The 22081-nt window shown below is 62.9% G+C and carries 14 protein-coding genes and 4 pseudogenes; 11 read left to right on the top strand and 7 right to left on the bottom strand.

All coding sequences use genetic code 11. From position 1 onward, the window contains the following. Positions 1-12: 12 nt before the first annotated feature. On the bottom strand, positions 13-1404 hold the full coding sequence (locus tag ACF2JD_RS04975) for an alkaline phosphatase (RefSeq protein WP_371158544.1): 1392 nt from the start codon (positions 1402-1404) through the stop codon (positions 13-15). Positions 1405-1730: 326 nt separating this feature from the next. Between ACF2JD_RS04975 and ylqF the strand changes: the two are divergent. After that, positions 1731-2682: pseudogene (gene ylqF, locus ACF2JD_RS04970) on the top strand (ribosome biogenesis GTPase YlqF). A gap of 180 nt (positions 2683-2862) precedes the next feature. Then, positions 2863-4011, top strand: coding sequence for an MFS transporter (locus tag ACF2JD_RS04965; protein ID WP_440987204.1), 1149 nt, complete (start codon positions 2863-2865; stop codon positions 4009-4011). 173 nt (positions 4012-4184) lie between these two features. Here ACF2JD_RS04965 and ACF2JD_RS04960 read toward each other — a convergent pair whose 3' ends face one another. The 3 genes and pseudogenes from ACF2JD_RS04960 to dinG all read right to left on the bottom strand — a co-directional run bounded on the left by ACF2JD_RS04960 (position 4185) and on the right by dinG (position 8031). After that, positions 4185-5081: a histone deacetylase family protein gene (locus tag ACF2JD_RS04960; RefSeq protein ID WP_440986904.1), complete on the bottom strand. Its 897-nt coding sequence runs from the start codon at positions 5079-5081 to the stop codon at positions 4185-4187. Positions 5082-5153: 72 nt separating this feature from the next. Beyond that, positions 5154-5813: a DUF2057 family protein gene (locus ACF2JD_RS04955; RefSeq protein ID WP_440986903.1), complete on the bottom strand. Its 660-nt coding sequence runs from the start codon at positions 5811-5813 to the stop codon at positions 5154-5156. A 144-nt stretch (positions 5814-5957) separates the two neighbouring features. Beyond that, a pseudogene (gene dinG / locus ACF2JD_RS04950) lies at positions 5958-8031 on the bottom strand (ATP-dependent DNA helicase DinG). 385 nt (positions 8032-8416) lie between these two features. On the opposite strand from dinG, the gene ACF2JD_RS04945 reads away from it, so the two are divergent. The 3 genes from ACF2JD_RS04945 (at position 8417) to ACF2JD_RS04935 (ending at position 11968) form a co-directional block, all read left to right on the top strand. Continuing rightward, positions 8417-9487, top strand: a complete 1071-nt coding sequence (locus tag ACF2JD_RS04945) for a porin (protein WP_408752717.1) — start codon at positions 8417-8419, stop codon at positions 9485-9487. Positions 9488-9689: 202 nt separating this feature from the next. Then, positions 9690-10631: a hypothetical protein gene (locus ACF2JD_RS04940; protein WP_440986902.1), complete on the top strand. Its 942-nt coding sequence runs from the start codon at positions 9690-9692 to the stop codon at positions 10629-10631. A 146-nt stretch (positions 10632-10777) separates the two neighbouring features. Beyond that, positions 10778-11968, top strand: coding sequence for an amino acid aminotransferase (locus ACF2JD_RS04935; RefSeq protein ID WP_111910086.1), 1191 nt, complete (start codon positions 10778-10780; stop codon positions 11966-11968). 139 nt (positions 11969-12107) lie between these two features. Here the strand turns inward: ACF2JD_RS04935 and ACF2JD_RS04930 are convergent, their stop codons facing one another. From ACF2JD_RS04930 to ACF2JD_RS04920, 3 genes and pseudogenes are all read right to left on the bottom strand, one after another. Then, positions 12108-13613, bottom strand: coding sequence for a helicase HerA-like domain-containing protein (locus ACF2JD_RS04930; protein ID WP_440986901.1), 1506 nt, complete (start codon positions 13611-13613; stop codon positions 12108-12110). 126 nt (positions 13614-13739) lie between these two features. Further along, positions 13740-14235: pseudogene (locus ACF2JD_RS04925) on the bottom strand (DUF2062 domain-containing protein). Then, a complete protein-coding gene (locus tag ACF2JD_RS04920; RefSeq protein WP_025327482.1) occupies positions 14229-14747 on the bottom strand; it encodes a DUF2062 domain-containing protein in 519 nt (172 codons plus the stop codon). Before ACF2JD_RS04920 ends, ACF2JD_RS04925 begins: the two are co-directional and overlap by 7 nt. A gap of 28 nt (positions 14748-14775) precedes the next feature. On the opposite strand from ACF2JD_RS04920, the pseudogene ACF2JD_RS04915 reads away from it, so the two are divergent. The 6 genes and pseudogenes from ACF2JD_RS04915 to uvrY all read left to right on the top strand — a co-directional run bounded on the left by ACF2JD_RS04915 (position 14776) and on the right by uvrY (position 21957). Next, positions 14776-17033, top strand: a pseudogene (locus tag ACF2JD_RS04915) (DNA internalization-related competence protein ComEC/Rec2). Between the two features lie 204 nt (positions 17034-17237). Beyond that, the gene (gene msbA, locus ACF2JD_RS04910) at positions 17238-19007 is read left to right on the top strand and encodes a lipid A ABC transporter ATP-binding protein/permease MsbA (RefSeq protein ID WP_440986900.1); all 1770 of its coding nucleotides are present in this window, start codon (positions 17238-17240) and stop codon (positions 19005-19007) included. After that, positions 19007-20002, top strand: coding sequence for a tetraacyldisaccharide 4'-kinase (lpxK, locus tag ACF2JD_RS04905; protein WP_440986899.1), 996 nt, complete (start codon positions 19007-19009; stop codon positions 20000-20002). Before msbA ends, lpxK begins: the two co-directional genes overlap by 1 nt. A 153-nt stretch (positions 20003-20155) precedes the next feature. After that, positions 20156-20356, top strand: coding sequence for a Trm112 family protein (locus ACF2JD_RS04900; RefSeq protein ID WP_005331987.1), 201 nt, complete (start codon positions 20156-20158; stop codon positions 20354-20356). Beyond that, positions 20353-21102, top strand: coding sequence for a 3-deoxy-manno-octulosonate cytidylyltransferase (kdsB, locus tag ACF2JD_RS04895; RefSeq protein ID WP_440986898.1), 750 nt, complete (start codon positions 20353-20355; stop codon positions 21100-21102). The genes ACF2JD_RS04900 and kdsB overlap by 4 nt, the downstream gene beginning before the upstream one ends. Before the next feature lie 210 nt (positions 21103-21312). Beyond that, on the top strand, positions 21313-21957 hold the full coding sequence (gene uvrY, locus ACF2JD_RS04890) for a UvrY/SirA/GacA family response regulator transcription factor (RefSeq protein WP_025327477.1): 645 nt from the start codon (positions 21313-21315) through the stop codon (positions 21955-21957). Positions 21958-22081 lie beyond the last annotated feature (124 nt).

Below are 22081 nucleotides of genomic sequence, written 5' to 3'. Positions count from 1 at the left end.
CGGGAATGATCCTCACAGCTTGGCCGCAGCCTTGACCTTGCCGAAGACGGCGGTGTTATCGAGGGAGCCGTGGAAGCTGTCAGCCCCCTGGCCTATGGCGCCGAGGAAGACGTCGGTGCCGCCGTGGGTTTCGTTGCCTAGCTCGCCCACCTTGACCACCACCTCCTGGTGATAGTCGTCGGCCGAGACGGTGGCATCGTCGAGCGGTGCCACGCTGCTGCGCGGGCCATCCACCCGGTTGTAGCCGTTGCCAAAGCCGATGATGGTGTAGGGCATGCCGTCGCTGTCCTTGCTCGGCTCGCCGGTCTCGTAGTTCTTCACCAGCCCGAGCACGCCGGGGTTGCCAGCCGTGGTCTTGCCGGTGCGCTTGGCGTAGCCGTTCAGCACTAGCGTATGGTCATGGTCGGCGGTGACCACTATCAGGGTGTTTTTCAGCTCGGGGTCGGTCTTCTTCACCTCGTCGATGGTGGCCTTGATGGCGTCGTCGAAGGCGAGGGTATCTTGCAGGGCGCGCTTGGCGTTGGTGTCGTGCAGGGCGTGATCGATGCGGCCCCCCTCCACCATCAGGAAGTAACCCTTTTCTTTATCCTTGAGCTGCTTGATGGCAGCCAGGGTCATCTGGGCAAGGGAGGGCTCGCTGGCGGGCCTGTCCAGGTCATATTTCATGTGGCTGGCGCCAAACAGCCCCAGCAGCGGCTTGCCCGTCTCGGCCTGGTTCAGCTCGTCCAGGTTGCTGGCAAACTGGTAGCCCTTGGCCTGCATCTCGCTGATGAGGTTGCGGCCATCCTCCCGCTTGCCCTTGTCGGCGGTGGGCAGGAAGAAGCTGCTGCCACCCCCCAGCACCACGTCCAGCCCCTCTTTCAGGGCGCCGTTGTAACCGGCACCGCCCGGCACCAGCTGGGCGGCGATGTCGGCCTCCAGATCCCGGTTGCAGATGTGGGCATAGGTGGCGGCCGGGGTGGCATGGGTGACCCGGGTGCTGGTGACCACGCCGGTGCCGCGGCCGTCGGCCTTGGCCAGCTCCAGCAAGGTGGTGACCGGCTTGCCGGCGCTCTGGCTGCAGTCGCTTTCATAGGTGGCGTCGCTGTCCATGCTGATGACGCCGTTGTTGCTCTTGACCCCTGTCATGTAGGCCGCCATGGAGGGGGCAGAGTCGGTGACCTGGGCGTCGTGGGAGAATGTCTTGATGAAGGCTGTTTCCGGCAGTGTGTCTATGGTGAGGCTGCCCTCTTCCCCCACGCCGTAGATGCGGGCGGCGGTCAGGGTGTTGAGGCCCATGCCGTCGCCGAGGAAGAAGATGACGTTTTTGGCGCTGGGCTCCGGGGTGCTGCTGTCATTGTTGGAGTTGCAGCCGGCGACCAGGGTGGCGCCTATCATCACTGCAAGTCCTGCCATGTTTCTCATTGGGGTTCGCTCCTTGTAAAACCTGAGCGCAGCCTAGAGGGGGCAGATGACACTTTTAGTGAGTCTGGATGACAATACGGTGAAGGCACCGTATAAATGTTATGTTGTATCAACCACTTATTGATGGCTGTCTGCCCTTCTGCCCCAGGCCGTTGTGGTGGCACCGGCGCCGCGGCCGTGAACGCCTGTGGCCACAATGGCCTGTCAAATCGGGGCCGCAGCAGGTAAAATGCGCCCCCTTGCGATGAGTGCCAGCGGTTTGGCGCATCACCAGGCGCCCGCAGCCCCCAGCGGGGGCCAGCATCCCCAATGAGAGAGTAACGGATATGTCCATCAACTGGTTCCCCGGCCACATGCACAAGGCCCGCAAAGAAATTGCCGAGGTCATGCCCCAGGTCGATGTCATCATCGAGATGCTCGATGCCCGCATCCCCTTCTCCAGCGAGAACCCCCTGGTGCCCGAGCTGCGTGGGGATACCCCTGTCATCAAGGTGCTGAACAAGGCGGATCTGGCCGATCCGGCGATCACCGAGCTGTGGGTGGCGCACATGGAACAAGAGAAGGGGATCAAGGCGTTGCCCCTGACCCAGCAGGAGCCGGAGAAGATCAAGGCGCTGCTGACCCTGTGCCACGAGATGCTGCCGGAGCGCAACTTCGACCTGCGCGGGGTGCGGGCCATGATCATGGGCATCCCCAACGTGGGCAAGTCCACCCTGATCAACACACTGGCGGGGCGCATCATAGCCCGGACCGGCAACGAGGCGGGGGTGACCAAGTCCCAGCAGCGGATCAAGCTGGACAACAACGTCATCCTGACCGATACCCCGGGGTTCCTCTGGCCCAAGCTCAACCCGCCCTCCTGCGGCTACCGGCTGGCCATCACCGCGGCCATCAAGGACACCGTCTTCGACTACGCCGACATCGCCATGTTCGCCGCCGATTACTTCATCAAGGCCTACCCCGAGCGCATCAAGGCCCGCTACCAGATAACCGATCTGCCCGAGACCGAGATCGAGCTGCTGGAGATGATCGCCCGTCAGCGCGCCTTCGTGCGCAAGGGCGGCCTGGCGGATCTGCACAAGGCCTCCGAGATCCTGGTCAACGAGTTCCGCTCAGGTATGCTGGGGCGCATCTCCCTGGAGACCCCTGAGATGGTGAGTGCCGAGATCATACTGGCAGCAGAAGAAGCGGCGCAAAAAGCCAAGTGAGAAGGCAGAGCGGGAAGAGGAGCGCCAGGCTAGAGCCCGTCGCAAGTACGCCCGCAAGCGTCAGAAATAGTAGTGAGCGCCCCCGCATCCCCTTTTGTTATGCCGCTGCCCGTCGGCATCATGTTCATGGCGCCGCGCGTTCAGCGTTAGCAATGGCATTGATGAGTGCTGCTGAGCGGTGCCAAATGAGGTTTTATTGCCGGCGTGAAAAAAACATCCCCTGCGCCAATTAACGCCGATTGACAATGGCATTGGCGGGTACTCCCGGCCAGTGCAGTTATTGCTCTGTGGCCTGCTGCTACTGACCCTGGCCATAGCAGTGTTGAATACCCTGGTGCCGCTCTGGCTTGCCCATGACAAGCTGCCGACCTGGCAGGTGGGCATGGTCGGCTCCGCCTATTTTTGCGGCAACCTGCTGGGGACTTTGCTGGCGGGGGCGCTGATCAAGCATGCCGGGTTCAACCGCAGCTACTACCTGGCTTCTGCGCTCTTCGCCGCAGCCTGTGTCGGGCTTGGGCTCACCCTGGGGTTCTGGAGCTGGCTTATCTGGCGATTCATCGCCGGCATCGGCTGCGCCATGATCTGGGTGGTGGTTGAGAGTGCGCTGATGTGCAGCGGCAACGCGCGCAACCGGGGGCGCCTGCTCGCCGCCTACATGATGGTCTATTACATGGGGACTGTGCTCGGGCAACTGCTGGTCAGCACGCTGCCGACCGGTCTGATGGATGTGCTGCCCTGGGTCACTGGCCTGGTACTGGCCGCCATCCTGCCGCTGCTCTTTACCCGCATTGTCAACGAGCAGGGCGAGCAGCAGGGGGCAACCCGGGTGTGGCCCATGCTGCGCCTGCGTCAGGCGCGCCTTGGGGTCAATGGCTGCATCATCTCCGGCATAGTGTTGGGGTCGCTCTATGGCCTGATGCCGCTTTACCTGAACCACCAGGGAGTGAGTGATGCCGGTATCGGCTACTGGATGGCGGTCATGGTGAGCGCCGGCATCCTGGGGCAGTGGCCTGCCGGCCGTCTGGCAGACAGGTTCGGTCGCTTGCCGGTACTGCGGCTGCAGGTGCTGGTGGTCATCCTGGGCGCCTTGGCGATGCTCGGTAACCTGGCGATGGGCCCGGCGCTCTTCATCCTGGGCGCCGCCGGTTTTACCCTCTATCCGGTGGCCATGGCCTGGGCCTGCGAGAAGGTCGAGCAGCATCAACTGGTGGCGATGAATCAGGCGCTGCTGCTGAGCTACACCATAGGCAGCCTGCTCGGCCCGGCCTATACCTCGCTCTTGATGCAGCACCTTTCGGACAAGTTGCTGTTTATCATGATCGCCAGCGTGTCCTTCATCTATCTGCTGATGCTGCTGCGCCCCGTGGGTGAGCATCCGACCCCGGTGGCACATGCCTGATGGCGAGTGTCTGATGGCTAGTGTCTGAAGGAAAGAGGCGTCGAGAGCCATGGATGACGCCCTGCCCTGTCTCTGGTGACAGGTGCTGCAAAACGCAGCTGTGCCCTATATAAGAAGAGGCGGCCCCGGGGCCGCCTTGTTGTTATCAGAGACTGGCGAGGGGGAAAGGGGCGCTAGCCGTAGCGCTTTTTCGCCTCTTCGAACAGGGAGAGGTGCAGCGGGATCAACTGCCGCCAGTCGCGCCTATAACCGCCCCCAGGTACGGCGGCGATGGGCAGGCCGTGGCTTATCGCACAGTCAAACACCATGGCGTCCCGCTGGCGCACCCCGGCGTCGCTCAGGGAGAGATAGCCGAGCTCATCGGCCTGGTGCACGTCGACCCCGGCCTGGTAGAGGATGAGGTCGGGGCGGTAGAGGCGCAGCGCCAGTGACAGCGCCTGGGTCAGGGTCTCGAGGTAGGCGTCGTCCTCCATGCCGGTGGGCAGTGGGAAGTCGAGGTGAGAGGCGGGCTTGTGGTGGGGAAAATTGTGCTCCCCATGCAGGGAGAGGGTGATGATATCCCGGCTCCCCGTGCACAGGGCGGCGCTGCCATCTCCTTGATGGACATCGAGATCCACGATCAGCACCCGCTCGCAGCGCCCCTCGTCGAGGCAGGCTCTGGCCGCGATCACCAGATCGTTGAACAGGCAGAAGCCGCTGCCAAAGTCTCTGTGGGCGTGGTGATAGCCGCCGGAGACCTGCAGGCCGCAGCCCTGCTCGAGGGCGTGGCGGCTGGCGGCTATGGTGGCGCCGACCGAGCGCAGGGTGCGTTCAATCAGCAGGGGTGACCAGGGAAAGCCGAGTCTGCGGATGGCGCCGTCATCCAGGGTGCCGGCAAGGGCCGCCGCCACATAGTCGGCGTCGTGGACCCGGGTTATCTGCTGGCGGCTCGCGGCGGGCGCCTCTGACAGCGGATAGCCCTGTGTTGCCAGCATCTGATAGAGCGCCTGGTACTTGGCCAGGGGAAAGCGGTGACGCTCGGGCAGCGTCAGGGAGGAGTAATGGGGGTGATAGAAGATGCGCAGGGACATGGCAATCGGCCTGAACTGATATGAAAAAGGGGAGCCAGGCTCCCCTCTATGCATAAAGCGACGCGCTGCGCCTTATTGCTGCTGGATTACCCAGATCTGGAAGGCTTTGCGGGTCTCCGCATCCGCCTTGTTGTACCAGCTCTGCAGCTGGGTCAGGGCTTCCGGATTGCTCTGGGCCTTGCTCGGCGCCACTTCGACCGGCGCGCTGGCGGCGGCCATCACGGCAGCGGTGGAGACGGCAACGGTCGCTGGCTGGTTGAAGGCCTTGCCCATCTTGAGCAGCTCCTGCTGATAGTCACGGGTCAGCTGGAAGCCATCCACTTTCGGCATGACGAACTGCTCGCTGGCCAGGGCCTGACCGCTGACCTTGTCCTTGAGGACGACTTTCTGCTCTTTCACGAATGCCTTGGCTTCGTCTTCATTGCGCGGCTTCTTGAAATCCAGCACCAGGGTCTGGTTGTCACCAGAGGTGAAGTTGATCACCAGGGGCTCGGCGGTCACCAGCTTGATCTCGTTGCGGCTGGAGTAGTTGCCCTCGAAGGCCACCACCAGCTGGTGCTTGCCGGCGCTGATGGGGAAGCTGCTGGTCTTGTCCAGCAACTTGGGATTGATGGACTCGCCATCGATCAACTGCACCACATAGGGATTCTGTATTTCCAGTTGGCTATCAGCCAGGGCGCTACCTGCCCACAACAGACCAGCCAGAGCCGGCACCAGAACAGTCAGTTTCATTTCATCTCCTTGAACAGTCAGGCGATTGCCCACTGAAAAATAGGGGCTCATTTTTACAGGTTTGCCCCAGAGCGGCAATAGCCGTTTGTGGCGCCGCCCGGCAGGCAGCTTGCTGACTTATCTGTCAAATAAACCCGGCATGGCTCACTCGATACGCCGGGTGAAGGGGGGGAGGGCGTCGAGCAAGCCCTTGCCGTAGCGTTTGGTAAGCAGGCGCCGATCGAGAATGGTTACTCGGCCCCGATCGGCTTCCTTGCGGATCAGGCGGCCGCAGGCCTGAATGAGTTTTCGGGACGCTTCCGGCACCGTCAGCTGCAGGAAGGGGTTGCCACCCCGTTTCTCGACCCACTCGGCGGTCGCCTCCTCCACCGGGGAGTTCGGCACCGCAAAGGGGAGCTTGGTGATCACCAGGTTGGTGAGGTAGTGACCGGGCAGGTCCAGCCCCTCGGAGAAGCTGCCGGTGCCAAAGAGGATGCAGGCCTGGCCGCCGTCGCACTTCTGTTTGTGCAAGGTCAGCAGGGCGTTGCGAGACGCCTCTCCCTGCACCAGCAGGGAGAGCCCCTTGGCCCGCAGCCCCACCGCCACCTCGTTCATCTGCCGGTAGGAGGAGAAGAGCACCAGGCTCGCCTCCTTGCCCGCCAGCAGCCGGGGCAGGGTATCGACCAGCTCCTGGGTAAAGCCGGGAGCGCTGGGTTCATGGGTCATCTTGGGCAGATAGAGCTCGGCCTTGTGATATTCGAAAGGAGAGCGCAGCCGCAGATAGCGGGTACCGTCGTGCTCCTTGAGCCCCACCTGGTGGCGGAAATAGCTGAAGGAGGAGAGGGCGGTGAGGGTGGCCGAGACCAGCACGGCGCCGAGGCACCTAGACCAGAGCCACTCCTCCAGCAGATAACCCACCTCTATGGGGGAGGCGTGCAGCCAGATGTCCCCATCCTCGCTCCTGGCCATCCAGCGGGCCAGCGGTGTCTTGCCCGTCGGCACGTGGCGACTCAGCATCTCCCACAGGGCGCAGAAACTCTCCAGCCGCTGCAGGTGAAAACCGCTCTCCGCCAGCAGGGGCTCGGCCTCCTTGCGACGGATTTCGCCGTCTTTGAGTGCCTCGCCGATGGCACCCTGCATCCTGTCCAGCGCCCGCAGCGCCTTCTTGCTCGCCTCCTTCAGGTTCTCCGCCAGCATGGGCAGGGGATCGGGCAGCACCCCTTCGGCAAATCTGTGGTGCTGCTCGGAGCCAAACAGCTGATCGTTGCCGGTGAGCCACTGCTCGACCGCCTTCAGATCAGGCTGGATGGAGGCCAGTGCATCCTGCAGTTTGAGTTGGGGGTCGAGCAGGCTCTCCTTATTAAGAGCCCGCGCCAGCTTGCCTGCACTCTGTACCAGCTTTTCCAGCCAGCGGCGGGATCCCTTGACGCTGGCAGAGGCAGCGCCGTGATCCCGGGCTATGGTCGGCAGGTGGTGAGCCTCATCCAGCACATAGATACACTCGTCCGGTGGCGGCAGTATGATGCCGCCGCCCATGGTGAGATCGGAGAGCAGCAGGGCATGGTTGACCACCAGCACATCGGCGGCGTCCATGTCGTTCCTGGCACGGTGGAAGGGGCAGTGCTGGTGGTGGCTCAGCGCCTTGTTGCAGCTGTGGCGATCGGCGGCGATGCGATCCCAGCACAGATCCGGAATCGGCTTGGGCCAGTTGTCCCTGTCCCCGTCCCACTTCCCCTCGGTATAGGCCTGCCACAGCGCCTGATAGCGCTCCTTGTCAGAATCTGACGGCTTGTGCTTGCTCAAGCTGCCGAAATCGAGTTCGAAATTGGCCATATCGGCGCCGCTTGCCGCTTGTTCAAGCAGATGCTCGCAGCAGTAACGCTGGCGCCCCTTGACCAGCATGAAGCGAAACGGCAGCTCGCTGTGGCGATGGTAGAAGGGCAGATCCTTGTGGATCAGCTGCTCCTGCAGGGCGACGGTGGCGGTGGAGATCACCAGCTTCTTCTGGGTGAGCCGCGCCACCGGGATGGCGCCCTGGGCATAGGAGAGGGACTTGCCGATGCCGGTGCCCGCTTCGGCCACCAGGATGCGGCGAACTCTTTTCATACTCTCCGGTGAGGGTCTTGGCGATTTCGGCCACCAGAAAATTCTGCTCCTTGCGCGGCACAAAACCGGGTAAACCATCGGCAATCTGTCGATAGGTATTGCGAATGGTGGCTTTGAGGCGAGTCGATAGCATGAATGGGGCGTGACCGTGTCTGGAATGAATGGTCACAGGATACCCGCAACAGGCGGCCTGGGTCGAGGCAAGGTGAGGCAGGGGTTATGGGCCGGGATCCGCACTTATGTCATGGGGTGGATTGTGCGTGCAATAAACCACCAAAAAAGGGCGTTTCAGGCAGCGAGTATCGCTGTAAACGTTTTCCCTGAGAGGGCAAACAATATGGGATTCAGCTCACAATTTTTTCCCTATGACTATGGTTTTCTCAAAAAGTTCCAAGTTTTTTCGTTGCGGATCGTAAAACCCGGTGATAGTCTCGGCGGCATAGTGATGCAAAGAACATCGCTAACACAGGGAATAACAAGGACTTAGTGTTTAATTACAGTAGGCATTGGAAACAACTATGAAAAAGACAATTCTGGCTATCGCTATCCCGGCTCTGTTCGCATCTGCCGCTAACGCCGCAGTCGTTTATGACAAAGACGGTACCTCTTTTGATATCTACGGCCGTGTTCAGGCTAACTATTATGCTGACCACAACGAAGCTGATGATAAAGCTCCGTCTGGTTACTCTGACGTTGATGGTGAACTGGTTGGTTCCTCCCGTCTGGGCTGGTCCGGTAAAGTTGCACTGAACAACACCTGGTCTGGTATCGCCAAGACCGAGTGGCAGGTGGCTTCCGAGAACTCCAATAACATCAGCGACAAGAACGGCGACTCCTTCAAGGCTCGTCACGTTTATGTCGGTTTCGACGGCACCCAGTACGGCAAGATCATCTTCGGCCAGACCGACACCGCGTTCTACGACGTGCTGGAGCCGACCGATATCTTCAACGAATGGGGTGACGTAGGTAACTTCTACGACGGTCGTCAAGAAGGCCAGATCATCTACTCCAACACCTACGGCGGTTTCAAGGGCAAGCTGTCCTATCAGACCAACGACGATGAGGCTGTTGAAGTGTCCGATGTTGGCAGCGACACCAACGTGACTATCTTCCCCAACACCAAGCGTAAATACGGCTATGCAGCTGCTGCCGGTTACGACTTCGACTTCGGTCTGGGCCTGAATGCCGGTTATGCTTACTCCGACCTGGAGAACAAGACCACTGGCGACAGCGGTGAGAAATCCGAGTGGGCCTTGGGCGCACACTACGCCATCAACGGCTTCTACTTCGCCGGTGTCTACACCGAAGGCGACCTGAAGAATGACGCCAATGGTAACAAGGGTGAAGGTCGTGGCTACGAGCTGGCTGCTTCCTACAACGTTGACGCCTGGACCTTCCTGGCTGGCTACAACTTCAAAGAAGCCAAGAACAACGTAGCCAACACTGGTTATGTTGACAAAATTGACGAAACCCTGCTGGGTGTTCAGTACTCCTTCACTTCCAAGCTGAAGGCGTACACCGAGTACAAAATCCAGGGTATCGACAACCTGGACGACGAGTTCACTGTTGCCCTGCAATACAACTTCTAATCCAGTCTTAGTACGGATTTAGTTGATAAACGGCCAAGCTTGCTTGGCCGTTTTGTTTTATCTGTCTTTCGCCTTCCTCATTCCCCTCCGTTTGGCCCTGCGCCAGGTCACGTTGTCTCTTTTCCGCCCTTGGCTCCTTAGTCGTAAATCGCTAGATTATTCAATTCGTTGAAAGATGGTCTGCCGACAGGGAAGGATGCGTGTGATCGATTTCAGTCACCCCGAGTGGCGAGCGCTGGCTCAGCAGTTGCTGGACGAGGCGCCCCAGGTTATCCGCGGTCGCCAGTGGCAACCCCTCATCGGCATGCTCAGGGACAATCAGTTGCTGCTCCCCCTTGGCAATCATCGCTATGAGCTGACCCCGGCCGGACGGCGCTATCTCACCCGTGAGCTGGTGCTGGCCGAGCTGGCCTGTGCCCCCCCCGAGCCCGAGGAGTGGCTCCATGCCCAGGGTTGGCAACTGGGGGAGCGGGTCAACGAGCGGGTGCTGGCGGCGCTCTATCGCAAGGGGGAGGCGAGCTTCAGTCCGGTCGAGCAGATCAACTTCGAAGACAAGGGGATACGGCTGTGCAGCGATCTGCCGTTGCGCCTGCGGGCCGCTCGCCCGTTCAGCCTGTTCTTCAGCGGCGGTACCCTGCTCGATGCGGCCCCCTGGCTGCACACCCTGGGAGAGGTGGCGCTGCCCGCCCGCACCCTGGCGGGGCTTGGCAAGATCCTCTGGGGCGAGGGGGAGATCCAGCGGGTGATCAGCACCGACTCCGTCGGCGTCTTCGCCGAGCTGAGTCTCCCGGATGACGCCTTGCTGGTCTGGCTTCCTGCCCAGGATCCCGGCGCCCTGCAACCCCTGATTGCCGCCTTGCCGCCCCAGACCCTCTGGAGCCACCTCACAGCACTGGATCCGGCCGGTGTCGACAGAGTCCTGGTGTTGGCCCAGCGGCTGGGGCGCCCGGCCAGCTGGTGGCTGCCCCGGGACCTGGCCCCCATCAAGGAGGCCTATGCCGCCCCTCTGCAGGACGCTCGCCCCTGGGAGCCGAGCCGGATCCCCCGTCCATTGCGGGCCCTGTGCAGCGATCTGGTGGAGTCCAACCGCGGCCTGTCGGCCGAGGTATGCGCCCTGGCATCGGGCTGGCATGCCATCGGCTGAGGGGGCCCGTCATCACCCTTGAGAAAGCGGTTTTCCCCTATGGAAGGCAGTGGTATAAAGAGTTGACGGAGCGCTCGCCAAAGGAGCGCTTTTGTTTGCCAACCTAGTTTGCCAGCCAATGAACTCAACGGAATACAGGGAATACCATGTTTGAAAAGGTTGTTGCCGCCCCAGCGGATCCGATCCTGGGCCTGACCGAAGCCTTCCGTGCCGACTCTCGCAGCCACAAGATCAATCTGGGGGTCGGGATCTACAAGGATGAGACCGGTGCCACTCCTATCCTTCATTGCGTCAAGAAAGCCGAGCAGAAGCTGCTCACCGACGAGAAGACCAAGAACTACCTCGGTATTGAAGGCAATATCGAATATGGCCGCATAGTGCAGCAACTGCTGTTCGGGCAGGATTCCGCCCTGATTGCCAGCGGCCGCGCCAAGACAGCCCAGGCGCCGGGCGGTACAGGTGCCCTGCGCATCGCCGCCGAGTTCGTGGTGCGCAACGGTCTGGCCAAGACCATCTGGATCTCCGATCCCACCTGGGCCAACCACGTCAGCGTGTTCCAGGCCGCCGGCCTCACCGTCAAGTGGTACAAGTACTACGATGCGGCGACCAAGGGTCTCGACTTTGCCGCCATGCAGGCCTCGCTCTGCGAAGCGCAGGCCGGCGATCTGGTGCTGCTGCACGGCTGCTGCCACAACCCGACCGGTATCGACCCCACAGCTGATCAGTGGCGCGCCCTGGCCAAACAGAGCGCCGCCGCCGGCTGGCTGCCGCTGTTTGACTTCGCCTATCAGGGTTTTGCCCGTGGTATAGAGGAAGATGCCGAGGGGCTGCGCATCTTCGCCGAGTGCCATGACGAACTGCTGGTGGCGAGTTCCTTCTCCAAGAACTTCGGCCTCTACAACGAGCGGGTCGGTGCCTTCACCCTGGTCAGCGCGACCAAGGCGATTGCCGATGTGGCCTTCACCCAGGTCAAGACCGTCATCCGTGCCAACTACTCCAACCCGCCGTCACACGGCGCCGCCGTGGTGACCACCATAGTCAGCGATCCGGCCCTCTATGCCGAGTGGGTGGAAGAGGTGGCGGCCATGCGGGTGCGCATTCGCGAGATGCGCGAACTGCTGGTAGAGAAGTTGGCTGCCCTCGGTGTGAGCCAGGACTTCAGCTTCATCCGCGAGCAGAACGGCATGTTCTCCTTCTCCGGTCTCTCCAAGGATCAGGTGGAGCGTCTCAAGAGCGAGTTTGCCATCTACATCGTCGGCTCCGGCCGGATCAGCGTGGCCGGGATCACCCGCGCCAACATAGATCCCCTGTGCGATGCCATTGCCAAGGTGCTGTAAGTGTAGTGAGCGTTGTGGGAGGTCCCTCGTTCCATGATCGATCCCCTGTGTGACAGCACTGCCAAGGTACGGTAAGACACAAGCAATTCAATAAAAAGCCCGCCATGTCGGCGGGCTTTTTCATGCCTGTTTCCCGGCATCAGCGGCGCCGTTTGCTGCCCCCCAGCAGGGAGCCGAGTACGCCCCGTACCAGCTGGCGCCCCACCTCGTTGCCCAGGGTGCGGGCCACGCTCTTGGCGGCGGTCTGCACCACGCCGTCATGCTGGCCACCGCGCGGGCCTGTGCGCCCGAACAGGATACCGTTGAGGGCGTCGAGCAAACCGCCCCCCTGCTCCGACGGGGTCTGGGAGGCATCATCCGAGGCGGCTGGTGCCCCGCCATTGAGGCGCTCGAAGGCGGATTCGCGATCCTCGCGGGTCTCGTATCGGCCGTGGAGCACGGATCCCTGGATCAGGGCCTGCCGCTCGGCGTCGCTCAGGGGACCTATGCGACTGGCGGGCGGGGCGATAAAGGCGCGCTCCACCACGCTTGGGCGCCCCTTCTCATCGAGCAGGGAGACCAGGGCCTCGCCCACCCCGAGCTCGGTGATGACGCCAGCCGCGTCGAAGGCCGGGTTGGCCCTCAGGGTGTTGGCGGCGATGCGCACCGCTTTTTGGTCGCTCGGCGTAAAGGCGCGCAGGGCGTGCTGCACCCGGTTGCCGAGCTGCCCCAGCACGCTGTCGGGAATGTCGGCCGGGCTCTGGGTCACGAAATAGACGCCCACTCCTTTCGAGCGGATGAGGCGCACCACCAGCTCTATCTTCTCCAGCAGCGCTTTGGGGGCGTCGTTGAACAGCAGGTGAGCCTCGTCGAAGAAGAACACCAGTATGGGTTTATCGGGATCCCCCACCTCGGGCAGCTGCTCGAACAGCTCGGACAACAGCCAGAGCAGAAAGCAGGCATAGAGCCTGCTGGACTGGGTGAGCTTGCCGGCCGCCAGCACATTGATGTGGCCGTGGCCGGCCCCGTCGGTCTGCAGCAGATCCTGAATATCCAGCATGGGCTCGCCGAAGAAGTGATCCCCTCCCGCGCTCTCCAGGGTGAGCAGGTTGCGCAGTATGGCGCCGATGGAGGCGGTGGACACATTGCCATAGCGGGTGGTGAGGGATTTGGCGTTGTCCCCGGCAAACTGCACCATGGCGCGCAAGTCTTTCAGATCGAGCAGCAGCAAGCCCTCGTCGTCCGCCACCTTGAACACCAGCTCCAGCACCCCGCTCTGGGTGTCGTTGAGGCCGAGCAGGCGGGCCAGCAGCAGGGGCCCCATGTCGGAGACGGTGGCCCGCACCGGGTGCCCCTGCTCCGCAAACAGGTCCCAGAACAGGGTCGGACTGGGGGCGAAGGCGGGGGCCGGGATGCCGAGCTGGGCCAGCCGGGCATCCAGCTTGCTCGACGGGGTGCCAGCGGCGCCGAGGCCGCTGAGATCCCCCTTCACATCCGCCAGAAAGACCGGCACCCCGAGGCGGGAGAAACCCTCTGCCAGCACCTGCAGGGTGACTGTCTTGCCGGTCCCCGTGGCACCTGTGATGAGGCCGTGGCGGTTGGCCATGGCGGGCAGCAGTGAGATGGGTTGGCCATTGGCATAGGCCAGCGTCAGGGGTTGGGCCATGGTGAACTCCTTGTCTTTGCAGGTAGCGGCAAGCTGAGGGCTACAAGGAGTGTGGTGGCAGAGCCAAACGATGGCAAGGCGGCGCGAATTGCGCCCTGTGGCGCAGCCGAAGGAAGGGCAGGGGGCTCAACGGGCGCGGGTCAGCCTGCCCAGTTGCAGCATCATGAAGGTGAGTAGGGCCCCGGTGGCGGCGGTCAGCACCGCCAGCAACAGGCTGCCGAGCAGGAAGGGGGGCACCAGGGTCGCCGCCTCGTGCTCCAGCCAGTGCAATGACCAGGTGAGGTGGAAGGGCTCCGGCGTCTGGTGCAGCACCAGGCAGCCGGTGCGATAGGCATAGAGATACATGAAGGGCAGCGTCAGCGGGTTGTTGAACCAGACCGCCAGCAGGGCCAGCGGCAGGTTGAGGCGAAACGCCAGCGCCAGTCCGACCGCGACGAGGGAGTGCATGGGGATGGGGATCCAGCTGGCGAAGAGGCCTGCGGCCACGGCGCCGCTGAGCGCCCGGGTGCCGCCCTGCCAGAGGGCGGGGGTTCAGCAGGCGCTCACCAAAGAGGGCGAACCACTTCTGCTGGCGCAGGGTGTCCGGGTCTATCTTGATACGGGCCAGCCAGCGGCTCAGCATGCCCGCGCCTCCTTGCGCTTCTGCCATTGGCGCACTGTGTTGATGCGCCAGAAGGTGCGGATGAAGGCGTAACCCATCAAGGAGCTCAGCAGCGCGAGCACCAGGGAGCCCAGCAGCAGCGGCGGGGCCAGGGTTTCAAATACCGAGACAAGCCACTCCCAGGTGAACTGGATATCGATGTGCTGGGCGGGGTGCCCGAGCAACTGGCAGCCCACCAAGTAGGCGCCATAGAACAGCGGCGGCATGGTGAAGGGGTTGGAGAGCCAGACCAGGGCGACCGAGAGGGGCAGATTGACCCGAAAGAGGATGGCGCCACCGGCCGCCAGCAGCATCTGGCAGGGGAGGGGGATCCAGGCCATGAAGAGGCCGACCGCGAAGGCACCGGCGGCGGAGCGGCGGTTGAGGTGCCAGAGGTTGGCATCGAGCAGCAGCTTGCCGAACAGCCGCAAGTGCTTGTGTTCCTTGAGCTTGTCCTGATCGGGCAGCCAGCGTTTTATGAGTCGTTTGGGCATGTTTGAAACCTTGCTAAATACTTGCTCCATGGATCTGCGTCTGTTGTCGTTTGCCCTGGGGGCAAGCTCCTCACTGCTCTGGCCCTGGTTACCCTCCACTGCATGGGGCGGCGCGCTGCTGGCCCTCGCCATCCTGCTCGCCCATGGCCGTCATTGGCGGCTCTTGTTTTTGGTGCTAGGCGTGCTCTGGATGCAGCTGAACCTGCAGTATCGGTTGGCCTGGCTGGACAAGCTGGAGACACAGACCAGCCACATCATAACCGCACGGGTGCAAAGTACGGAGTCCTCGGGCGATAAACCGCGAGATAAATTTGCCCGCCTGCTGCTGCGGGTGGAGACGCTGGACGAGCAGCCCCTCACCATATCCCCCCTGGTCAGGATCAATTCCTACCAAGGGTTGCCCCCTTTGCCGGCCGGCAGTCGCATCACTCTGGTGAGCTCCCTCAAGCCCGCCCATGGGCTGGCCAACGAGGCGGGCATGGACGGGCGGCGCCTGCTGCTAGGCAAGGGGATCACGGCGACCGGCAACCTGCGCCGGATCGTCGAGGTCCAGGAGACGGCCCCGGGGATGCGGGAGCGCTGGCTTGCCGCGGCCAGCAGCGCCTGGCAGGGGCTGGAGCAGGCCCCCTTGCTGGCGGCGCTCAGCTTCGGGGAGCAGGGGGGCATCACGGATGCCCAGTGGGATCTGTTTCGCGGCAGCGGCCTGACCCACATCATCGCCATCTCGGGCCAGCATATCGCCCTGGTGGCGGTGCTCGGCTGGTGGCTGGGGCGGCTGCTGGGGTTGCGGGGGGCCATTGTGGTCTCCCTCTTGTTTGCCGCCGTCTACAGCTGGCTGGCGGGATTTGCGGTGGCGACCGAGCGGGCCCTCATCATGGTGCTGGTGTGGAGCCTGCTGCGCTGGTTGAATCGGGACTGGCCCAGCCACCGCATCTGGCTGTGGGCCTTCGTGGTGATCGTGCTCTGGGATCCTTTCGCCCTCTACTCGGCCGGTTTCTGGCTCTCCTTCATGGCGGTGGCCCTGCTGTTGCTGGCGAGCCTGCTGCACGCGCGCCCCGGACTGTTGCGGTTGCAATGCCTGTTACTGCTCGGCCTGCTGCCCCTGCAACTGTTGCTGTTCGAGGGCATGGCCCCGTTGGCGCTCTTGCTCAATCTGCTGGCGTTGCCGCTGTTCTGCCTTGGCATCATTCCGCTGGCGCTGATCGGCGTGCTGCTGGCGCCCCTCTCCACCGCCCTGGCTCATGCTCTCTTCTGGCTGTCCGATCTGGGGCTGACCTGGGTGTTGTGGGGACTCGGGGCTTGCTGGCGGACCATCTGCAGCTCTGGTGGCCTGTTCCCGGCTGGCTGATGCCCGTAAGCGCCTTGCTGGTGCTGCTGTGGGGGGCCTGGCAGTTGCCGGGAGGGCGCGGCTTGCTGCTCCCGGTGGGGGCCGCCCTGCTGCTGGGTGCCTGGCCTGCTCCCACTCCCTGGCAGGTGCGGGTGCTGGATGTGGGGCAAGGCTTGTCTGTGCTCGTCACCCGGGGCGAGCGCGGCATCCTCTATGACACCGGGGATAGCTATCCCGGCGGCTACAACATGGCGGAGGCCGCCATACTGCCTGTGCTGAGCCGCCTCGATGTGCGGGTGCTCGATGCCCTCATCATCAGTCACAAGGACAGGGATCATGCGGGCAACAGGCGCGCCATGCTGCAGGCGATGCCGGTGCGCCGCGAGCTCTCCTCGTTCGGCTTCTCGCGCAGCACTGCGCTGTGTCGCCGCGGTCAGCGCTGGCACTGGCAGGGGCTGGAGGTGCGCGTGCTCTGGCCCGAGCGGCCGGGGGCGGGGCGCAACAACGACAGTTGCGTGGTGCAGATAAGCGATGGCCGGCATCGCATCCTGCTCAGTGGCGACATAGAGCAGGGGGCGGAGCGCCGCCTGCTGGCCCTGGAAGAGCAGGGAGAAGGAGAGGAACTCGCCAGCACGTTTTCCAGCATTCACCTCAGCACCCTCTCCAGCACAGTGCTGGTGAGCCCTCACCATGGCAGCCGCACCTCCTCGACCCCGGGCTTCGTGGCGGCGGTGAACCCGGATGTCGTCATCCACAGCGCCGGCGACAGGAACCAGTGGCAGTTTCCCCGCCCCGAAGTGGTGGCAAGATACCAGGGGGCCCGTCAGTGGGTGACGGGGCAGGATGGTGCCATCCTGATCGAGGCGGGGGAGAGGGGGCTCAAGATCCGGGCCGAGCGCGAGCAGGGCCCCTGGTACAGGCGCAATGGCCACTGGTGGCAGCCCAGGTTATGGCGCTAGGGCCACTCCCTTAGCCGTCATTTCTCCTTGGGATTGGGCCGGAGTTATGGCAACGCCTGGTGTAATCCTGCGCTTTGGCCAGGGCAATAATCCGTCATTTCCCTTTGAGGAAGGGGTAGGGAGATGGTCAGGCTATGGCAACGCTTGGTGTAATCCTGCGCTTTGGCTAGAATACCCCGTCATTTCCCTTATTAACGGCTATTCATGCAACAAGAAACCTCACAAGAGAGCTGGCCCGTCTTCAAACGCCTGCTCGGTTATGTCCGGGATCGCAAACTGGGGCTGGTGGGCGGCATCATCGGCATGCTGGGTTATGCGGCCGTGGATACCACCTTCGTCTACTCCATCAAGCCGCTCATCGATCAGGGCCTCAACGGCAACGACAGCAGCGTGCTCAAGTGGATGCCCTTCTTCGTGCTCGGCATCGTCGCCCTGCGCGGTTGCGCCGCCTTCCTCTCCAACTACTGCATGGCCTGGGTCGGCAACCATGTGGTGATGCGGCTGCAGCAGCAGGTGTTCAGCCACCTGATGGCCATGCCCATGAGCTTCTTCGACCGCCAGAATACCGGCAACCTGCTCTCCAAGGTGACCTATGACGCCGGTCAGGTGTCGTCAGCCGCGAGCTCCACCCTGGTCTCCCTGGTGCGCGAAGGGGCCACCGTCATCGGCCTGCTCGGCCTGATGTTCTGGCACTCCTGGCAGCTGTCGGTGATCTTCCTGGTGGTCGGCCCCGTGGTGGGTGTGCTGATTGGTCTCATCAGCCGTCGTTTTCGCAAGATCAGCCGTCACATACAGCAGGCGGTGGGTGACATCACCACCTCCACCGAGCAGATGCTCAAGGGCCATAAAGAGGTGCTGATGTTCGGCGGCCAGCAGGTGGAGGACAAGCGCTTCTTCACCGTCAGCAACCGGATGCGCCAGCAGACCATGAAGATGGTGGCGGCCGACGCCATCGGCAGCCCCATAGTCCAGATGGTGGCCTCGGTCGCCCTGGCGGTCTTCCTCTACGTGGCGACCATAGACTCGGTCAAGGCGACCCTGACCGCGGGCACCTTCACCGTCATGGTCACTTCCATGATGATGCTGCTCAAGCCGCTGAAAAGCCTGACCGACGTGAACAACCAGTTCCAGCGCGGCATCACCGCCTGCCAGAGCCTGTTCGGTCTGCTGGACTCCACCCCGGAGCAGGACACCGGCACCCGCACCCTGGAGCGGGCCCGTGGCGAGATAGAGTTTCGCAACGTCACCTTCACCTACCCGACCAAGGAGACCCCGGCGCTGCACAACATCAGCTTCAAGGTGGAGGCGGGCAAGTCAGTGGCCCTGGTGGGTCGCTCCGGCTCCGGCAAGAGCACCATCGCCAGCCTGCTGACCCGCTTCTATGACATAGAGCAGGGGGAGATACTGCTGGATGGCGTCAACATCCACGAATACAAGTTGAGCGAGCTGCGCAAGCAGTACGCCCTGGTTTCCCAGCATGTGCACCTGTTCAACGACTCCGTGGCTAACAACATCGCCTACGCGGCAGAAGACAAGTACAGCCGGGAAGAGATCCAGCATGCGGCCCGCATCGCCCATGCCGACGAGTTCGTGCGCAAGATGCCGGAAGGCTATGACACCGTCATCGGCGAGAACGGCGCTTCGTTGTCTGGTGGTCAGCGTCAGCGCATCGCCATCGCCCGCGCCCTGCTGCGGGACTCCCCCGTGCTGCTGCTGGACGAGGCCACCTCGGCCCTGGATACAGAATCCGAGCGCCACATCCAGGCGGCCATCGACGAGCTGTGCAAGGCGCGCACCTCTCTGGTCATCGCCCACCGTCTCTCCACCATAGAGAAGGCGGACGAGATCCTGGTGATCGACGAGGGTCATATCGTCGAACGCGGCAACCATGACGCCCTGATGGCCCAACAGGGCACGTATGCCCAGTTGCGGGCCATTCAGTTTGGCAACGTCACCGTGAGTAACAAGGGCTGATGCTGGAGCGCCTCTGGTACGGCAAGAGTGGCTGGCGCTGGGCGCTGGCCCCCCTAGCCCTGCTGTTTGCCCTGATCAGCGGCGGGCGCCGTTTCGCTTACCGCCGCGGCTGGTTCAGCGCCTATCGGGCCAGCCTGCCGGTGATAGTGGTGGGCAATATCTCGGTCGGCGGCAACGGCAAGACCCCTGTGGTGGTCTGGCTGGTGGAACAGCTGCAAGCCCGTGGCTGGCGCCCCGGCGTGGTCAGTCGGGGTTATGGTGGCAAGGCGCCCCATTACCCTTATCGGCTGGACGCCACCAGCACCACCGCCCAGGCGGGGGATGAGCCTGTGCTCATCGCCCGGCGCTGCGGCTGCCCCCTGGTGGTGGCGCCCAAGCGCGCCGATGCGGTGCGTCTGCTGGAGCAAAGCGGCGAGGTGGACATCATCATCACCGACGACGGCCTGCAGCACTACGCCCTGGCTCGGGACATAGAGCTGGTGGTGGTGGATGGGGCCCGGCGCTTTGGCAATGGCTGCCTGCTGCCCATGGGGCCGCTGCGGGAACCCATGACCCGCCTCAAGCGGGTCGATGCCATCATCTGCAACGGCGGGACCCCGGCCCAGGGGGAATACCCCATGGCGCTGGTGGCGGCCGCGCCGCGCCGCGTATGCGACGATGCCCCCCTCGAGGCTCCCCTCGCCGGACCTGTGGACGCATTGGCGGGCATAGGCCATCCCCCCCGCTTCTTTGCCACCCTGACCGGGCTCGGTTATGAGCTGGTCGAGAGTGCCGGTTATGCGGATCATCAGGCCTTTGATCGGGATGAGCTGCTCGCCCGCTTCGGCGAGCGTCCCCTGCTGATGACGGAGAAGGATGCGGTCAAGTGCCGGGCCTTCGCGCCGGCGCACTGGTGGTATCTGCCGGTGAGCGCCGAGTTGCCCGCCTCACTGCTCGACGCCCTGCTGCAGCGGTTGACCCCGCCGCAAGCGCCGGGCCCTGACCATGCACATTGAATGGCACAAGATCATCGCCTGCACGGCATCATAGCCCGTGCGGCGCCGTTGCAAGGAGCCGGCTTCCGGCTCCGGCGATGGACCATTAAACTGCTCGGCAGCATAGCCCGCTCGAGATCGTCGCTTGCTCGACATCGTTGAAGGAGTTTCGTTTTGGCACTGGATATCAAATTGCTCGACATCATCGCCTGCCCGGTTTGCAAGGGGAAGCTGCACTATCAACCGCAATCGGACAAGGCCGCCCATGAGCTCATCTGCCGCTTCGACAGACTGGCCTATCCGCTGGAGGAGGGGATCCCCGTCCTCTTGGAGAACCGGGCGCGTCATCTGCCCCTGGAAGAGCTGAAGCCATGAGTTTCGTCGTCGTCATTCCGGCCCGCTACGCCTCCACCCGCTTGCCGGGCAAGCCGCTGGCGGACATCCATGGCAAGCCCATGGTGCAGCACGTGGTGGAGAAGGCCCTGCAATCGGGCGCCGATCGGGTGATAGTCGCCACCGACGATGAGCGGGTGCAGCAGGCGCTGCAGACCACTGGCGTCGAGGTGTGCATGACCTCCGTGGATCACCAATCCGGCACCGAGCGTCTGGCCGAGGTGTGCCGTCACTACGGCTTTGCCGCCGATACTATCGTGGTCAACGTGCAGGGGGATGAGCCCCTGATCCCGCCCGCCATCATCCGCCAGGTGGCGGACAACCTGGCCGCCGCCACGGCCCCCATGGCCACCCTGTCGGTGCCCATCCAGGACGCCGAAGAGGCGTTCAACCCCAATGCGGTCAAGGTGGTGACGGACAAGGATGGCTATGCCCTCTACTTCAGCCGGGCCAGCATTCCTTGGGACAGGGATCGCTTCGCCCAGAGTCGGGAGCAGATTGGCAGTCACTATCAGCGCCACATCGGCATCTACGCCTATCGCGCCGGCTTCATCCAGCGTTACGTGGACTGGGCGCCGAGCGCGCTCGAGCAGGTAGAGGCGCTGGAGCAGTTGCGGGTGCTCTGGTACGGGGAGAAGATCCACGTGGCCCAGGCCCTGGAGGCCCCCCCGGTCGGGGTGGATACCCAGCAGGACCTGGACAAGGTGCGTGCGCTGCTGGCCCCCTGAGGCTGGCGGCACCAAAGTTGACCGATACGGCGCCTTCAGGCGCCGTTTTTTCGTTGATTATTTATATAATAAGTTGATTTAAAACGGCTTTTACGAGCGTTTTCAAACTTTTCCCGGCCATGGTTTGCCAAATCATCGAGTTTGGTTATGATGCAAGACGCCGTGTTAACCCTAACTGGCATATAACGAGATAAAAAACGGGGTGTTTGGGTGATTAATGTATTCCTGGTCGATGATCATGAGTTGGTGCGTACAGGGATAAGACGCATTTTGGAAGATGTCCGCGGGATCAAGGTGGTGGGCGAGGCACAGAGCGGGGAAACCGCCGTGGCCTTCTGTCGGCAGCATCACCCCGACGTGATCCTGATGGACATGAACATGCCGGGCATCGGCGGTCTGGAAGCGACCCGCAAGATCCTGCGGCTGCGCCCCGATGTGCGCATCATAGTGCTGACCATTCATTCCGAGAATCCGTTCCCCACCAAGGTGATGCAGGCGGGTGCCGCCGGATACCTCACCAAGGGGGCCGCGCCGGACGAGATGATCCACGCCATTCGCCTGGTGCACTCCGGCCAGCGTTACATCTCCCCCGAGATAGCCCAGCAGATGGCGCTCAGCCAGTTTGCCTCGGCGGACGAGAACCCCTTCAAGTCCCTCTCCGAGCGCGAGCTGCAGATCATGATGATGATCACCAAGGGGCAGAAGGTGACCGACATCTCGGAGCAGCTCAACCTGAGCCCCAAGACGGTCAACAGCTATCGCTACCGCCTGTTCAGCAAGCTGGGGATCAATGGCGACGTTGAGCTGACCCATCTGGCCATTCGCTATGGCATGCTGGATGCCGACACCCTGTAAGGGAGTATCAGTGCCCACCCAAGGCGGCGAGTGCCGCCTTTTTGCTTTTTCAGCCCCTTTTGCTTTTCAGTCTGTGGGCGCAGTATGCTTCCCCCGTCTTTTTGCATTCATCCGTTGAGTCGAG

It is taken from the genome of Aeromonas ichthyocola (assembly GCF_046087985.1).
Lineage (GTDB): Bacteria > Pseudomonadota > Gammaproteobacteria > Enterobacterales > Aeromonadaceae > Aeromonas > Aeromonas rivipollensis.
The sequence above is the reverse complement of the archived record's forward strand: the minus strand, read 5'-3'. Positions and strand labels throughout refer to the sequence as shown.

Coding starts and splice junctions, on each gene's coding strand:
- ACF2JD_RS04930 (WP_440986901.1), bottom strand. CDS start 13,613: ATGGCCCAACCCCTGACGCTGGCCTATGCCAATGGCCAACCCATCTCA.
- ACF2JD_RS04960 (WP_440986904.1), bottom strand. CDS start 5,081: ATGTCCCTGCGCATCTTCTATCACCCCCATTACTCCTCCCTGACGCTG.
- ACF2JD_RS04935 (WP_111910086.1), top strand. CDS start 10,778: ATGTTTGAAAAGGTTGTTGCCGCCCCAGCGGATCCGATCCTGGGCCTG.
- ACF2JD_RS04945 (WP_408752717.1), top strand. CDS start 8,417: ATGAAAAAGACAATTCTGGCTATCGCTATCCCGGCTCTGTTCGCATCT.
- ACF2JD_RS04955 (WP_440986903.1), bottom strand. CDS start 5,813: ATGAAACTGACTGTTCTGGTGCCGGCTCTGGCTGGTCTGTTGTGGGCA.
- kdsB (WP_440986898.1), top strand. CDS start 20,353: ATGAGTTTCGTCGTCGTCATTCCGGCCCGCTACGCCTCCACCCGCTTG.
- ACF2JD_RS04920 (WP_025327482.1), bottom strand. CDS start 14,747: ATGCCCAAACGACTCATAAAACGCTGGCTGCCCGATCAGGACAAGCTC.
- msbA (WP_440986900.1), top strand. CDS start 17,238: ATGCAACAAGAAACCTCACAAGAGAGCTGGCCCGTCTTCAAACGCCTG.
- lpxK (WP_440986899.1), top strand. CDS start 19,007: ATGCTGGAGCGCCTCTGGTACGGCAAGAGTGGCTGGCGCTGGGCGCTG.
- ACF2JD_RS04975 (WP_371158544.1), bottom strand. CDS start 1,404: ATGAGAAACATGGCAGGACTTGCAGTGATGATAGGCGCCACCCTGGTC.